Genomic DNA, 14,942 nt, shown 5'->3' with positions numbered 1-14,942 from the left:
AAGGAACATTAAATTGCAACAGATGAAAACCTACAATCTATTCTACGCCTGTATGGCATTATTAGTCCTTATGGGCTGCAGTAAAAATGATAGTGACGATCTTGGCGAGAGCGAAGAAAAAAATAATCTTCAGGCCAACTACACTTTAATCGTCAATAATCAAGGTAGCCTTAGTGGCACGCTGTTTAATGTAGAAGACGAAGCATTCACTATAAAACCAGAGGAAAGCAAATTTGCCGCAATGGCACTTCCTGAGCTATCTTTTGAAGAGAATAGTGTATTAACTACCTATAGTAAAAAGACCAATTGTAGTGGTATGCTAACTATTCATGATTTTAATGATGATAGTAATAAGAGCTATGATGTCTTTTCTGATTTAGGAGCTTGTAATCTAACGGCAAAATCTATAGCGCGTGAAGAAGATAAGCTTTATATAGCATATGAACTTCAGGTAAGTTCTACGGTAGATGAGTTTTATGTCCGTGTTTTGGATGTATCAACTTCCGAACCTATTTTTGTTGATGTAGAACTAGATCAAAGACCTATTGAGTTGGCTTATGCAAATAAGAGATTGTTTGTGCTAGGGGTTGATGAAGAAGTTACAGGAGAAAATTCCATTACGGTAATTGATGCTAATGTAAATAGTATTATACATAGCCAATTAGTTGGGTTTGATGTAAGACGTATTTTTACAAATCCAGAAGACAATATTATTATTAGTTATGATAATTTGCATAGCACGTTGAACAGTGGAACTATGTCTATTTCTTATACTAGCTATGGAGAAGGCAAGGAGCCAAATTTTACAACGTCATCCTCATTACATTTTGATAGTGAAGGTAAGATGTACTATCAAATGACACCAACAGCATATAGTACTTTTCCTGTTATACCGGCTATCTATGATTTCAGCAAGAATTTAACCGTTCTATATGCTTACGAAAATTTCATGACAGAAACTCAGCTTAATTTTGAATTCAATGTTGAAAAAACAACAATGGTAAGTTATGACGAAGAAAACAACTTAATGTTAATTGGATATAAAAAGACAAGTGGAGCTAACAAAGGTGGCATATTGCTAATTAAGCCGGCTCCTGAACCAGAACTGTTAAACAGTATGGATGTTACGGGTATACCGACAGCTATTTTTATAAATTAATTTAGCCCACATTATAAAATATAAAAAGGCATTCTACACTTCAGTAGAATGCCTTTTTTTGCTTGAAATATAGTCTAAGGTCAAGAATTAAAGTATTTGCTGTTCCAAATAGCATTGCTAAAATTTTTGCCTAAGGCAAAGCCATAAAAGATAACAACCGCAGCTGAACATTTGAACATAAAAAAGAAAATTATAAAAAACTGAGCGCTGGTGCTATTCTTGGAGAATAAACCATCGGGAATAGATAAGGCTATTAAATAACTTAGCGCAACTACAAGGCAAGTTAAGTTTATAATATTTTTAAAAGGCCACATTAGCCATTTTCTTAGTGGGTGAAGGTCGTTTCCCCATTTGTGAATAAGATAGAAATAATTGTTGCCAATAGGAGCAAACATAATGGGGTCATCCTTATCTTCTAATTTAAAAAGTTTGGAAGGAGCAAGAATTCTAAAACCTTTTAGCTCTGTATCATGTGTTGTTTCAATTCTTTTTATTTCTGCTATAGCTTCTGCAGGTATTTCCCCTTTAAAGTAATTTGAAGGAAGAAAACGGAGTCTATAATCAACGCAAATTTTCTTTATTTGGTCAACGTGATAAATCCGATTTGTTTGTAAGAGGTCAAGGTTAAAAGAATTGGTTAGAGAAGTGTCTTTCTCTTTAAGATTATCAGCAATTTCTTCTCGACTTTTAGCGTCTTGCTCTAAGATTTGGTATAATTCGTTCAAGAACATTGTTTGGTCTTTCTCACGTACCATTTCGCTAAGTTTCTCTTCTAGATTTACTTTGTTTAGGAGCATAAAATACGGGGTATATCTCAAATTTAGAGAATTTTATAACTAGAAGGAGAATAGAATTCATAAGCATTTGTTAATAATTTGTTAATAATTAACATTTGAATGCGACTATATGTCAGTATAGATAGGATATATCGTAACTTGTCGGGGTATTTGAACCGTTAATCGACCGTTTTAACAACTCCCTGCTTAATTTATATGAAAAATCTTACTAAAGTCTTCTCTTGCGCTCTATTCTTTGTTTTTTTATCAACTAATGCTCAAGAAACGGTAAGCACATCAACTTCAAGTTACAATAAGGCTCATAGTAATAAATCCATAGTTAATTCTACCGCGACTTCTAAAAATCACCAAACTCTTTTGGCGGTAATGAAGGCTGCAGATTTAGAAGATTTATTAGACCATGCTGGTCCATTTACTGTATTTGCTCCTTCAGACCTTGCATTTGCTAATCTAGCAGGAAGATCGGTAGAGGAGTTATTGGATCCAAAAAATAGAAAAGAATTAAGGGATTTGTTGACTTACCATATTGTAGCGGGACAAATTACTGCTTCAAAAATATTAAAGGCCATGTGTAGAGGAGAAGGTAAGGCAACCTTTACTACAATTCAAGGTGGCATTATTACGGCCACTATGGAAGGAATAGATATAATTCTAAACGATGCCTTTGGGAATACCGCAACTATTGTAGTTGCAGATTCCAAGCAGCGTAATGGCGTTATTCACGAAATTGATAGTGTTATTCTTCCAGGGAAAATTTAAGAGCTTTCTTAATTCTCCCCTTTTTCTTAATTATCTTAATTCCGCTCCTAACTCGTTTTGGTAGGTTTTCTCTAGTTTACCCATTATACGGTCTATTTGTTTGTCCGTTAATGTGCGTTGGCTATCCTGTAAAGTGAAACTAACCGCGTAAGATTTTTTTCCTTTAGGAAGTTTATCTCCTGTATAAACATCAAATAGGTTGATGTTCTTTAATAGTTTCTTTTCTGTCTTTCTTCCTAGTTCATAAACCTTTTGGAAACTAACGGATTCATCTAGTAAAAGAGCGAAATCTCTTTTTACCTCAGGATATTTAGGTATTTCGCGATAAGTAATGCTATTTTTCTCAGCAAGAGCTATTACGTTACTCCAATTAAAATCAGCATAAAGAACCTCTTGTTTTATGCTCATATGTTTAAGGATGGACTTTTTAACTATTCCAAAAGAGACCAATTCTTTAGAACCTACATTTAAGCTCAAGCCTTCTGAGAATAAAGTGTTAGAAGTTGGCGCGGGAGTAACATCAGATATACCTAAGCGATTTAAAATATTGGTCACTATAGATTTTGAGTAAAAGAAGTCGTTTGTCTTCTCGGTACCGGCCCAACCACCTTCATGACGGTTTCCTGTCAAATAGAGGCAAAGGTGTTTGTCTTCAATATATTTTGATTTTTTCTTCTCGTATGTTTTACCAAATTCAAATAACTTCAGATTAAGTTTCTTTCGGTTATTATTGTATAAGATAGTTTCAAGGCCTGTGAACAACATAGAACGTCGTAAAACAGAAAGGTCGTTACTCAACGGATTCAACATTTTTACGCTCTCCTCAGTTGAATTATCGTCTAATAATTCAGCATTCCCCGGAGCCGTTAAACTGTTGGTCATGATTTCATAAAAACCTTGGGAAGCCAAAAAGTCTCCAATTATGCTTTGAAGCTTATAGTCATCAAACTTAGAAACAGGTGCTGTAGAAGCGTTTAATTTTGTTCCAAAATTGATATTGTTATACCCGTAAACACGTAAAATCTCTTCAATAACATCTACTTCACGCTGTACATCAACCCTGTAACTAGGTATTGATAGGCCAAGACCAGCTTCGGTAACGCTTTTCACTTTAATGTCTAGCGATGCCAAAATTGATTTAATAGTGTCTTGCGGAATTTCTTCTCCAACAAGGGAATGCGTTTTCTTGAAGGTTAGAAAAACTTGGTGCTCATCAAACCTTTTAGGATAAAAATCAACAATATCAGAAGTAATATCACCTCCGGCAATTTCTTTTATCAATAAAGCGGCACGTTTAAGTGCGTATTCTACATTTTCAATATCAATACCTCTTTCAAACCTAAAAGAAGCATCAGTATTCAATCCGTGTCTTTTGGCAGTTTTTCTAATCGCTACAGGATTAAAATAAGCACTTTCAAGAAAGATAGAAGTCGTTTTTTCTGTAACACCAGTATTTATACCACCAAAAACTCCGGCAATACACATTGGTTTTTCAGAATCACAAATCATTAAATCATCTTCATGTAGCTCTCGTTCTTCACCATCTAATGTCATGAACTTAGTTCCGGCAGGCAGTGTTTTTACAACTATCTTTTTACCGTGAATGCGATCTGCATCAAAAGCATGCAAAGGTTGCCCTAAATCATGTAGAACGTAGTTAGTTGCGTCTACAAGGTTATTCATAGGATTGATGCCTATTGCGCGCAATCTGTTCTGTAACCAATCAGGTGAAGGTTTAACCACTAAATTACTTAGCGTAATACCTGCATAACGTGGCACAAGCTTACTGTCATCTACTTGAACCTGAAGTTTAAGTGAACGGTTATCTATATTAAAATGACTGATAGAAGGTGTAATCAGTTCTTTGGTAATTTCTTTTTGCTTTAAACCGGCCTTTAAATCTCTTGCTACACCAAAATGGCTCATAGCATCTGCGCGGTTAGGGGTTAGGCCAATTTCAAAGACCTCATCTATTTCTACGTCAAAAACCTCGGAACAAGGTGTACCTGGTTTCAATTTGGAATCTAGAACAAGTATACCATCATGGCTAGAGCCTAGCCCTAGTTCATCTTCGGCACATATCATACCGTGGCTTTCTTCTCCTCTAATTTTTCCTTTTCCTATTTTCCAAGCTTTTCCTTCTGGAGTATATAGTACGGTGCCAACAGTAGCCACAGGAACTTTTTGATCCTTGGCAACATTAGGGGCGCCACAAACTATTTTTACGGGTGTACCAGTTCCTACATCTACGGTAGTAATTTTTAGTTTATCGGCATTAGGGTGCTTTTCGCAAGTAAGAACATGTCCTACTACAATACCCTTTAATCCGCCTTTTATAGACTCAAAAGGGATGATTCCCTCTACTTCAAGACCTAAATCGGTTAAAAGTTCTCCTGTTTTTTTGGAATCCCAATCAAGTTTAAGGTAATCTTTTAACCAGTTGTATGAAATCTGCATCGGTAAGTTTTAGTGGCGGTAAAGATAAAACAATGCATTAAGACATTCAATATACAGCGCTACTGAATTACTCATTTTTTTGTTGTAAGTTTTCGGGTTTTATTACGATTGTTAAAGAAAAGAGGTGATAATGAAGAAATTGATTTTTTTATTGGTAATTGGAGTAGTATTGGTTTCCTGTAACGAAGAAAAAACTAGTGAGCTTGCTCAAGGTGATTGGCTGGGGCAATTAGAAGTGATGGATGGTGAGAAACTTCCTTTTAATTTTAATCTTTTAAAAGATGCGAGCGGTTCATATGTGATGGAAATTTATAATGCCAGCGAAGTGATAAAGGTGGATGAGATTACGATTAACGGAGATTCCATACGCATTCAAACACCTGTTTTTGAAGGATATATTGTTGGGAAGTTTAGTCAGAAGCGTATAAAAGGTGATTTTATTAAGGAGAGCTTGGATAGGGTAGTTCCTTTTGAAGCTTTCTATGGAGAGAAAGAGCGTTTTACTGTTGATCAACCACCTGCTATAAATGTATCCGGTATTTGGGAAACCGAATTTAGCCAAGGTACTCCTGACAGTTATATGGCAAAAGGAATTTTTGCAGAGAATGGAGATAAGGTAACGGGAACGTTTAGAACCACTACCGGAGATTATAGATATCTGGAAGGTGTGGTTACTGGAGATTCGTTAAAACTGTCTGCTTTTGATGGGGCACATGCATTTTTGTTCTTAGCTAAAGTTACAGATAGCACCCTTAATGGTATTTTTTATTCTGATAAGCATTTTCAAGAACCATTTGTAGCCAAGCGAAACGACAGTTTTGAATTGCCAGAGGCAGACTCGCTCACTTTTTTAAAAGAAGGCTATGATAAACTAGCTTTCTCATTTCCAGATACGGAAGGAAACATTGTGTCATTGACGGATACAAAGTTTCAAAATAAAGTTGTGCTCGTACAGATTATGGGGTCTTGGTGTCCAAATTGCTTGGATGAGACTAAATTCTACGTCAATTATATGAAAGATAATAGGGTAGAGGGTATGGAGATGGTAGCCCTTGCTTTTGAGTATGCTAAAACTGCAGAACTTGCGAATAAGAGCATTGAGCGACTTAAAGAACAGATAGGTGTGGATTATCCTATCTTATTAGCGCAGTATGGAGCATCTGATAAAGAAAAGGCTCAACAAAAATTACCGATGTTAAATAAGGTTCTTTCTTACCCAACTACCGTTTTTATTGATAAAAAAGGGAATGTAAGAAAGATTCATACAGGATTTAATGGTCCGGCTACTGGTGAAAAGTATACGCGTTTTAAAAAGGAATTTGACACCTATGTTAAAATGCTATTGAACGAATAATGGTTATATAATTGTAGATTTTCCTAGGCCAATATTCTCGTCATTTATACTCTGATTTTCATCTGATTCAACAATGTTTTCGGAAATGAAATCACCCACATAATCGGTTCCGTATTTACTGCTTCCTAGAACATCTGCGGTAACTACTTTTTTCACGAAAGATTTGTGAACAGCGGCTACGATAGCGTTGGCTTCTTCATTAAGGTTGAAATGTTGTAATAACATAGCTGTGCTTAAAATAGAAGCGACAGGGTTAGCTATATTTTTTCCTTTTGCTTGTGGGTATGAACCGTGAAAAGGTTCAAACATGGCATTATCAATTCCTGCCGAAGCAGAAGGTAACAAGCCAACAGAGCCAAGAATAACACTGCCTTGGTCAGATAGAATATCACCGAACATATTGTCTGTTAAAACCACATCAAACTGGCGCGGGTTCAACATCATTTGTACGGCTGCATTATCTATAAAAAGACATTCAAATTCTACATCTGGGTAACTTTTAGAAATTTCTGTTACCGTCTTACGCCAAAGTCTAGAAGTTTCCAGCACATTTGCCTTATCTACTAAGGTTAGTTTTTTTCTTCTTTTTTTGGCTGACTTAAAAGCAAGGTGTGTGATGCGACTGATTTCACCTTCAGAGTAGGTACAAAGGTCAGAGGCAGTGGTGCCATCTTCGCTTAAAGTTTTTTGTCCAAAATATATTCCACCTGTAAGTTCTCTGAAAATAACCATATCGGTATTTTCAACAATGTTTCTTTTTAATGGTGAATTCCCCAAAAAGGCAGGAAACATTTTTATGGGTCTGATGCTGGCAAAAAGACCTAGCTCTTTACGTATTCTCAATAGACCTTGTTCCGGTCTTACTTTAGCTTCAGGATTGTTGTCGTACTCTAAAGAACCAATAGCACCCAAAAGAATAGCATCAGATGCTTTACATAATTCCAAAGTTTTATTTGGCAAAGGTTTTCCGGAACCGGATATAGCAATAGCTCCAAAAGGAGCTTCAACAAGTTCAAACCTGTGGTTGAACGTTTCTTCGATCGCTTTTAGGCATTTTACAGATTGGGCCAATACTTCGGGACCAATACCGTCACCGCCAAGGAGGGCAATTTTTAGTTGCATCTAGAGAATTTTTAGTGTGCCAGATTTAAAAAACTACAAAAAAGGAGTTTAAATCATAGGGGGCTAAGATTAAAAATTTTAATGACATAATCGCCAAAAAAACATTAAAATATAAATGATGAATTCTCTAGAGTATTCGCTATTAAATACTTTCGATAGTAATATTGCTAGCTTCTATGATTTTTGGAATGTCTTGGTCTGTAATTTCCTTGTTTTCATCAGCAAACTTCAAGAACTCTTGATACACCTCATCAAGCTGAAGTTTCGTTAATTCAAATCCTACTAATTTAGCTCTATAAGCCAAAGCTGCTCTACCACTTCTAGCGGTAAGTACAATAGAAGATTCGTTTACACCAACATCTGCAGGATCAATAATTTCATAGGTTTCCCTATTCTTAATGACACCGTCTTGGTGAATTCCAGAACTATGGGCAAAAGCGTTAGCACCAACAATAGCTTTGTTAGGCTGTACCATCATTCCCATTTTTTGAGAAACCATCTGGCTCGTATCAAAAAGTAATTTACTGTTGATGTTCGTATCTAAGTTTAAGCTAGGATGTTGTCTTAAAATCATTACCACTTCTTCCAAAGAAGTATTTCCTGCTCTTTCACCAATACCGTTAATAGTACATTCTATTTGACGGGCACCATTAATTACACCGGCAATTGAGTTTGCTGTTGCCAAACCTAAATCATTATGGCAGTGGCAAGAAAGTATAGCTTTATGAATTCCGGTTACGTTTTCTTTAAGGTATTTTATTTTTGCTCCGTACTCATCTGGCAAACAATAGCCTGTTGTATCAGGAATGTTCAACACAGTGGCGCCAGCTTTTACGACAGCTTCGCAGACTCGTGCCAAGAATTCGTTATCTGTACGGCCAGCATCTTCAGCATAAAATTCTACATCTTCAACAAAGGTTTTAGCATAACTAACGGCATCAATAGCACGCTCTATTATGGCATCTTTGTTGGAGTTGAACTTATATTTTATATGAGAATCAGAGGTACCTATTCCTGTATGGATACGCGCTCTCTTAGCATATTTAAGAGCCTCGGCAGCTACTTCAATATCTTTACGTACCGCACGTGTAAGTCCACAAACTGTTGCATTCTTAACGAGTTTTGATATTTCGGTAACAGATTTAAAATCACCAGGACTTGATACGGGAAAACCAGCCTCAATAATATCTACACCTAAAAAGTCTAACCTTTCGGCAATGACCAATTTTTGTTCTGCATCTAATTTACAACCGGGTACCTGTTCACCATCACGAAGCGTTGTATCAAAAATTTGTACCTTATCTTTACTCATTATATCTTGTAGTTTAGCTAACTTAGGAACTGCTTGCAACTTTTATCTTGTCTACAAATATCATATTTTGTACTGTTATATCAACATTTTTAATAACCTTAGCCCTGTCTTTTACTAAAAAAGGGATTTGATTACCGTACAATGGCCTATATGTTATGTTTTAAACAAAAAATAGCAATAAAGTTCAATACGAATATATAACCAATAGAACGAACCACCTAGTACATGCATAAAATAGTACAATGTTAAGCTGGTTTTCAGGGTATATAAAACACTGATATTAAGTAAATTAAATAATATTTTTTACGATGACAAATGCGCATAGAGATGCTTTGTTCGTGCTGGTAAAATCCCTTTCAAAATCGGAAAAGCGCCAATTCAAATTATATGTAGGGCGTTTAGGGGTGAATACTGATGCTAAATTTCTAGCATTATTCAACCTAATGGATAAAATTAGAAAGTATGATGAGAAGGTGATTTTAGAGACCGGTATTGTCAAAAAAGCGCAATTATCTAATCTTAAAGCACATCTTTATAAGCAAATTTTAGTCAGTTTAAGACTAAATCCCGTGAATCAGAATTTTCGGGTGCAGATTCGTGAGCAGCTAGATTTTGCGACAATTCTTTATCAAAAGGGACTTTATAAACAAAGCTTAAAAATTCTTGATAAGGCAAAATCTACTGCCATAGAGAATGAGGAGAAGAATATTGCCTACGAAATAGTGGAGTTGGAAAAAATTATTGAAACTCAATACATTACACGTAGTATTCCGGATAGGGCAGATGAGCTAGCTATACAGGCTAAAGAACTTTCTGCTCAGAATGTTATGACTAGTAAACTGTCTAACCTATCGTTGCAACTGTATGGCATTATGCTTAAAGTTGGTTATGTTAGAAGTGATGAGGATTATACGCGTGTTAAAAATTATTTTGAGAAACATTTACCAAAATACCAATTAAAGGATTTAGGCTTTAGAGAAAAATTATGGTTATACAAGGCGCACCTTTGGTATAGTTTTTTGACCCAAGATTTTCTTTCTTCTTATAAGTATGCCAGTAAATGGGTAGACCTTTTTTACGAGCATGAAGAGCAGATAAACCTGAATCCGGTTTTCTTCTTAAAAGGAAACCATTACTTGCTAGAATCTATATTCTATGTAAAATACAGTTCGCATTTTAGAGAAGTATTAGATCGCCTTGAAACGGTGGTAGGTAGTACCGATTTTCCTAAAAATGATAATATTTCTTCTTTGGCTTTTTTATACATAAATGCCAATAAACTGAACCTTCATTTTTTAGAGGGTACGTTTAATAAAGGGGTATATCTCGTAAAAATTATAGAGTACGGAATTAATAAACATAAGGATAGAATAGATGCGCACCATATTATGGTGTTGTACTATAAAATTGCTTGTTTGTATTTTGGTATAGGTGATAATAAAACCTGCATTCAGTACCTTAAAAAAATTATAAATAACAAAAACCTCAAAATGCGCGAGGATTTGATGTGTTTTGCCAGAGTTTTAAGCTTGGTTGCACATTATGAAGCGGGTATGGATTATCACTTGGAAATTCAGCTTAAGAGTACTTATAAGTTCTTGTTGAAGATGAACGACCTTCATGCCGTTCAGAAAGAGATGATTAAGTTTCTTAGAAACTTGGGTAACATTTTCCCTAGCGAGCTAAAAAACGAATTTCAAAAACTACACACGGAACTGAAGAAATACGAAAATCACCCGTATGAAAAGAGGGCTTTCTTATACTTGGATATTATTTCATGGTTGGAGAGTCACCTAGAAAACAGGCCTGTGGCAGATATTATTCGTGAAAAGGCTATGGCCGTAAAGAGATAGCATTTGGATTCAGGTACTTCGTTTAATCTAAAGAATTTTCTGGAAATCAATTTGGCAATGGTACTCTTGAGTACTTCTGGCCCTTTGGGTAGATTCATAGAGCTACCAGTGGCCGTTACCATAGGTATCCGTTCTTTTATTGCGCTGGTTTTATTATTTCTCTACTGTCGTTTTAAAGGTATCTCCTTTGGTTTGAGTAGTAAGGATAGGGGACCAATACTCATAAGTGGTGTTCTTATGGGATTGCATTGGTTGGCCTATTTTGTAGCGTTACAAAAATCTAATGTGGCTATAGGTATGCTTTCGTTATTTACATATCCTGTAATTACGGCTTTTCTAGAACCATTATTTTTGAAAACTAGATTTCAAAAAATGCACTTGCTTCTGGGTTTTTTGGTTCTCTGCGGTATATATTTTCTGGTTCCAGATTTTAGTTTTGAAAATAGCTCAACCGTTGCTATTGGCTTTGGAGTATTCTCGGCGCTCTGTTATGCCGTGCGTAATCTTATGTTGAAAAAGCAGGTGAGTAGGTATGAGGGGTCTGTTCTAATGGCATACCAAATGGCGGTAATATGTTGTATGCTTATACCTGCTTTCTTTTATTATGACTTAGAAACGGTTCCAAGTCAATGGCAAGGAATATTAGGATTGGCAGTTGTTACCACCGTTTTTGGACATACCATGTTTGTAAACTGTTTTAAATACTTCTCTATTACAACCATTAGTATTTTAAGTAGTATTCAACCTGTTTATGGTATTCTGATTGGTGCTTTGTTACTTTCTGAGATTCCTGCGTGGTCTACAGTAGTTGGTGGATGTTTAATATTAATTTCTGTGATAGTAGAGAGTGTTCGGTCATATCGTTGAGAGCACAATAAAATATGTGGTCTAGACTTTAGTCATAACCTTAAAAGAGCAATGTTTTAGAAAAAGTTCATTTACAATTCCTCTGTTCAATCTATATTTTTATTAAAAGCTTGTTTACCTCCAACGTAGGTTTGTAAAACTTTTACATCCTTTAGTTTTTCAGGTTTTATGGTTAACAAATTCTCATTTAGAATGACAAAATCCGCTAGTTTTCCTGGTTCCAAAGTCCCCTTTATATTTTCATCAAATGAGCTGTAAGCGCCATTTTGGGTATACGCAGTTAAAGCTTGCTCAATATTAATTTTTTGTTCTGGAACCCAGCCTCCAAGGTTTTTATTATCTAGGGTTTGACGGGTAACGGCCGCATACATGCCATAAAGAGGAGAGGCAGGTGCAACAGGCCAATCACTGCCAAAAACTAAGGTTGTATTTGCATCTAATAACGACTTAAAAGCATAGGTGGTTTTTATACGTTCCGGACCAATAAGTTCCTCTGCCCATCTACCATCATCAATAGCGTGATATGGTTGTACACTGGCAATAACATTCAGTTTTGAAAAGCGTTTGATGTCTTCTGTTGTTAAATGCTGGGCGTGCTCTATTCTTAATCTTCTATCCTTATTGCCGTTCTTTTTAATAACACGCTCATAGATATTTAACAATTTGTTATTTGCTCTGTCACCAATAGCGTGGACGGTAACTTGTAAGTCTTTGTTATCTGCATTTATAATTTGACTAAACAAACTATCCTCATTTACAATGAACAGACCGTTGTCATCTAATTTATCAGAATAGGGTTCGTTAAAGGCAGCGGTATGAGAACCTAAAGAGCCATCAACAAAACTTTTGAGTAACCCGTTTTTCAGCCATTTTTCGCTTTTGTCCGTTTTGGATACTGATTCCCATTTATAGAGTGGTTCTGCGGTATACATCCTTACTTTTAACTTGTTATTGGTGTACATTTTCTGGGCTACTTCAAAGCCGCCTAAACTATCCACATCATGAATAGTAGTAACGCCTTGAGAAAGCAAATAATTTTGGGCAGTATTAATTGCATCCTCTTTCTCCGAAATGGAAAGAACAGGAATTTTATTCAACACTAAATACATGGCTTTGCTTTTTAGAATGCCTGTTGGGTTTCCTTCTGAGTCTTTTACGATTTCTCCGTTTTCAACATCGGGAGTATTTCTGTCTATTCCTGCTATTTTTAGAGCTGCTGAATTGGCTAAAATCATATGACCGTCCATTCTGTAAATGGCTACAGGGTTGTCTGTGGTAAACTCGTCAATCCATTCCTTACTAGGTAGTTCGCCTCCCCAAAGTGTGTGGTCCCAATTCCCTTCTACTATCCATTGGTTAGGTTTAATTTTTTTAGCAAATGAAGCTATTCTATCAATGAATTCTTGTTGAGTTTTAGTATCTCTTAGCTGAACACTTAAAAGACTATTTCCGCCCATTAATAAATGAACATGGGCATCTATAAACCCTGGTGTAATAAAGTTTCCGTTAACATCTAGTATTTCGGTAGATTCTCCTTTAAATTTTTCTAAATCTTTGAATGAGCCAATAGCTAAAATGGAATCTCCTTTAATGGCCATTGCCTCTGCTTTTGGTGACTCTGGATTCCCTGTCCATATTGTAGCATTGGTAACCAGAAGGTCTGCTTCTAGATTATTCGTTTTACAAGAGATTAAGGATATAGTGATTAAAAGAGAAAAGAAAATTTTTTTCATTTTTTACGGGAATTAAAATAACTCAGATGTTATGAATAATGTTGAAGTAGGAGATGAATTCAAGCATCAACTTAGCTCTAAAGAAAAGTTTAATTATATCATAAATTTACACAAACCTTATGAATAAATTAGCATGCAGAAATTTAGGAGGCCAATCTAAATTGATTTGAATTCCCAAAATTTATTCTTAGGCAAAGGAGCCTCAAAAGTTTTTAATTCTTCAGAACCTGGTAATTGGTAGGTAAGTTTCCACGCGTGAAGGCAAACGGAAAGGGGAAGGTAAGACTGATCGGAACCATATTTTTCATCCCCAATAATAGGAAGGCCTAAATGGGCTAATTGTGCTCTTATTTGATGGAATCTACCGGTTTTTGGCTTTAGCTCTAGTAAATAACCAAAATCGTTATGGTCTATAAGTTTATAGGAAAGAATACATTGTAGCGATTCTTTTGATTTAGTTTGGACTATGTCCGCTCTTTTTTCTTGATTGTTTTTGACAAGAAAATTCACCAAATTCCCTTTGCTCTTTTTGGGTTTATTTTTGACAATTGCTAAATACGTTTTTTGAACCTTACGTTTGGCAAATAGGTCATTGAATTCTACAAGAATGCTTTTCTTCTTTGCAAAGACCAATACGCCACTTGTTACACGATCTAACCTGTGTATCACTCCTATGTAAGGCTTCCGTTTGCTTTTTAAGAGGTGATTGAGAACTTGACTTTCTACAGTACAATCTTCGTAAGGACTTTTTTCACTTATAAGACCAGACTTTTTATTAACGACTATATAATCGTTGTTCTCATATACTATTTCAAGATTCGTCATTAATAGTTTTAGTTGCGAATTTCAAAAGTAATACTAATACATTTTAGATGTATAATTCCCAGCTGGATTATTGAGTGTTGACATGCTTCAATTAGCTATTGGAAGATAAATAAGGGTTAATTATTTCTCTTCATTCTCATTCCCTTCATTAATCCCAGGAGTAAAACTTCCTCCTTGATATTGGTTAATAAGACCATCACCTAATTTCTGAAATTCTTCATTTTGTGCCATTTGGCGGACTTTTACAGGGTCAAAATCACCATTAAAATAAAGGAAAGAACCGTTCTGGTTATTGTTATTGTAAATCAATATTTCTTTTACGGCATCACGCTTTTCTCGGATACTCACAACATTCCTTTTTAGCTCGTCATTCTTACGGTACACTTCAATAAAAGAGTTGCCGGTAATACCGTTCATTTGCTTGTTTAAAAATTCAGATTTTTCTGCTGTAGTGCTAGGGAAGGACATATAACGTAAATCTCTAGTGTTGCCTACCAATGATTTCATCTCCGGAGAAATATTGCCAATTAGGGAAAGCATAAAACGGGGTACGCGTACCGCTGTTACATGATTGTCTTCTTTGTGGGCGTTGTAAAAGGTGTCAATTGAATTATAGGTGCTACAAGATGCTAGCAGCACAAGACTGCAAATGAATAGTGTTCTCTTAATCATGGTCTAGTGTTTATACAGTTAAATATACTGTT

12 protein-coding genes are annotated in these 14,942 nt (G+C 35.6%); 5 read left to right on the top strand and 7 right to left on the bottom strand.

The window, feature by feature from the left end:
• Positions 1 to 22: 22 nt before the first annotated feature.
• Complete coding sequence (locus HW347_RS06715) at positions 23 to 1,159, top strand: hypothetical protein (protein ID WP_214611139.1); 1,137 nt, start codon at positions 23 to 25, stop codon at positions 1,157 to 1,159.
• 80 nt (positions 1,160 to 1,239) lie between these two features.
• Here the strand turns inward: HW347_RS06715 and HW347_RS06710 are convergent, their stop codons facing one another.
• Positions 1,240 to 1,956 carry a hypothetical protein gene (locus HW347_RS06710; RefSeq protein ID WP_214611138.1) on the bottom strand — a complete coding sequence of 239 codons (717 nt, stop codon included), beginning with the start codon at positions 1,954 to 1,956 and terminating at the stop codon, positions 1,240 to 1,242.
• Between the two features lie 195 nt (positions 1,957 to 2,151).
• On the opposite strand from HW347_RS06710, the gene HW347_RS06705 reads away from it, so the two are divergent.
• On the top strand, positions 2,152 to 2,715 hold the full coding sequence (locus HW347_RS06705) for a fasciclin domain-containing protein (protein WP_214611137.1): 564 nt from the start codon (positions 2,152 to 2,154) through the stop codon (positions 2,713 to 2,715).
• Positions 2,716 to 2,745: 30 nt separating this feature from the next.
• Here the strand turns inward: HW347_RS06705 and pheT are convergent, their stop codons facing one another.
• A complete protein-coding gene (gene pheT, locus HW347_RS06700; protein WP_214611136.1) occupies positions 2,746 to 5,172 on the bottom strand; it encodes a phenylalanine--tRNA ligase subunit beta in 2,427 nt (808 codons plus the stop codon).
• A gap of 130 nt (positions 5,173 to 5,302) precedes the next feature.
• Between pheT and HW347_RS06695 the strand changes: the two genes are divergently transcribed.
• Complete coding sequence (locus HW347_RS06695) at positions 5,303 to 6,526, top strand: peroxiredoxin family protein (RefSeq protein WP_214611135.1); 1,224 nt, start codon at positions 5,303 to 5,305, stop codon at positions 6,524 to 6,526.
• Between the two features lie 3 nt (positions 6,527 to 6,529).
• On the opposite strand, the gene leuB is transcribed toward HW347_RS06695, so the two are convergent.
• Together leuB and HW347_RS06685 are read right to left on the bottom strand one after the other, a co-directional pair.
• Positions 6,530 to 7,648: a 3-isopropylmalate dehydrogenase gene (leuB, locus tag HW347_RS06690; protein ID WP_214611134.1), complete on the bottom strand. Its 1,119-nt coding sequence runs from the start codon at positions 7,646 to 7,648 to the stop codon at positions 6,530 to 6,532.
• A gap of 142 nt (positions 7,649 to 7,790) precedes the next feature.
• Positions 7,791 to 8,960 (bottom strand): 2-isopropylmalate synthase, encoded by a 1,170-nt coding sequence (locus HW347_RS06685; RefSeq protein WP_214611133.1) that lies wholly within the window; start codon positions 8,958 to 8,960, stop codon positions 7,791 to 7,793.
• Positions 8,961 to 9,268: 308 nt separating this feature from the next.
• Between HW347_RS06685 and HW347_RS06680 the strand changes: the two genes are divergently transcribed.
• Together HW347_RS06680 and HW347_RS06675 are read left to right on the top strand one after the other, a co-directional pair.
• A complete protein-coding gene (locus HW347_RS06680; RefSeq protein ID WP_155595934.1) occupies positions 9,269 to 10,813 on the top strand; it encodes a hypothetical protein in 1,545 nt (514 codons plus the stop codon).
• A gap of 3 nt (positions 10,814 to 10,816) precedes the next feature.
• Positions 10,817 to 11,680, top strand: a complete 864-nt coding sequence (locus HW347_RS06675) for a DMT family transporter (RefSeq protein ID WP_225901841.1) — start codon at positions 10,817 to 10,819, stop codon at positions 11,678 to 11,680.
• Between the two features lie 86 nt (positions 11,681 to 11,766).
• On the opposite strand, the gene HW347_RS06670 is transcribed toward HW347_RS06675, so the two are convergent.
• The 3 genes from HW347_RS06670 to HW347_RS06660 form a co-directional block, all read right to left on the bottom strand.
• Positions 11,767 to 13,413: an amidohydrolase gene (locus HW347_RS06670; protein WP_214611132.1), complete on the bottom strand. Its 1,647-nt coding sequence runs from the start codon at positions 13,411 to 13,413 to the stop codon at positions 11,767 to 11,769.
• Positions 13,414 to 13,569: 156 nt separating this feature from the next.
• Positions 13,570 to 14,238: an RluA family pseudouridine synthase gene (locus tag HW347_RS06665; RefSeq protein WP_214611131.1), complete on the bottom strand. Its 669-nt coding sequence runs from the start codon at positions 14,236 to 14,238 to the stop codon at positions 13,570 to 13,572.
• 120 nt (positions 14,239 to 14,358) lie between these two features.
• Positions 14,359 to 14,910, bottom strand: coding sequence for a DUF4252 domain-containing protein (locus tag HW347_RS06660; RefSeq protein ID WP_214611130.1), 552 nt, complete (start codon positions 14,908 to 14,910; stop codon positions 14,359 to 14,361).
• Between the last annotated feature and the right edge of the window lie 32 nt (positions 14,911 to 14,942).

This window comes from Zobellia barbeyronii (assembly GCF_018603515.1).
In the GTDB taxonomy this organism is placed as follows: Bacteria; Bacteroidota; Bacteroidia; order Flavobacteriales; family Flavobacteriaceae; genus Zobellia; species Zobellia barbeyronii.
The sequence above is the reverse complement of the archived record's forward strand: the minus strand, read 5'-3'. Positions and strand labels throughout refer to the sequence as shown.

Coding starts and splice junctions, on each gene's coding strand:
- HW347_RS06715 (WP_214611139.1), top strand. CDS start 23: ATGAAAACCTACAATCTATTCTACGCCTGTATGGCATTATTAGTCCTT.
- HW347_RS06710 (WP_214611138.1), bottom strand. CDS start 1,956: ATGCTCCTAAACAAAGTAAATCTAGAAGAGAAACTTAGCGAAATGGTA.
- HW347_RS06705 (WP_214611137.1), top strand. CDS start 2,152: ATGAAAAATCTTACTAAAGTCTTCTCTTGCGCTCTATTCTTTGTTTTT.
- pheT (WP_214611136.1), bottom strand. CDS start 5,172: ATGCAGATTTCATACAACTGGTTAAAAGATTACCTTAAACTTGATTGG.
- HW347_RS06695 (WP_214611135.1), top strand. CDS start 5,303: ATGAAGAAATTGATTTTTTTATTGGTAATTGGAGTAGTATTGGTTTCC.
- leuB (WP_214611134.1), bottom strand. CDS start 7,648: ATGCAACTAAAAATTGCCCTCCTTGGCGGTGACGGTATTGGTCCCGAA.
- HW347_RS06685 (WP_214611133.1), bottom strand. CDS start 8,960: ATGAGTAAAGATAAGGTACAAATTTTTGATACAACGCTTCGTGATGGT.
- HW347_RS06680 (WP_155595934.1), top strand. CDS start 9,269: ATGACAAATGCGCATAGAGATGCTTTGTTCGTGCTGGTAAAATCCCTT.
- HW347_RS06670 (WP_214611132.1), bottom strand. CDS start 13,413: ATGAAAAAAATTTTCTTTTCTCTTTTAATCACTATATCCTTAATCTCT.
- HW347_RS06665 (WP_214611131.1), bottom strand. CDS start 14,238: ATGACGAATCTTGAAATAGTATATGAGAACAACGATTATATAGTCGTT.
- HW347_RS06660 (WP_214611130.1), bottom strand. CDS start 14,910: ATGATTAAGAGAACACTATTCATTTGCAGTCTTGTGCTGCTAGCATCT.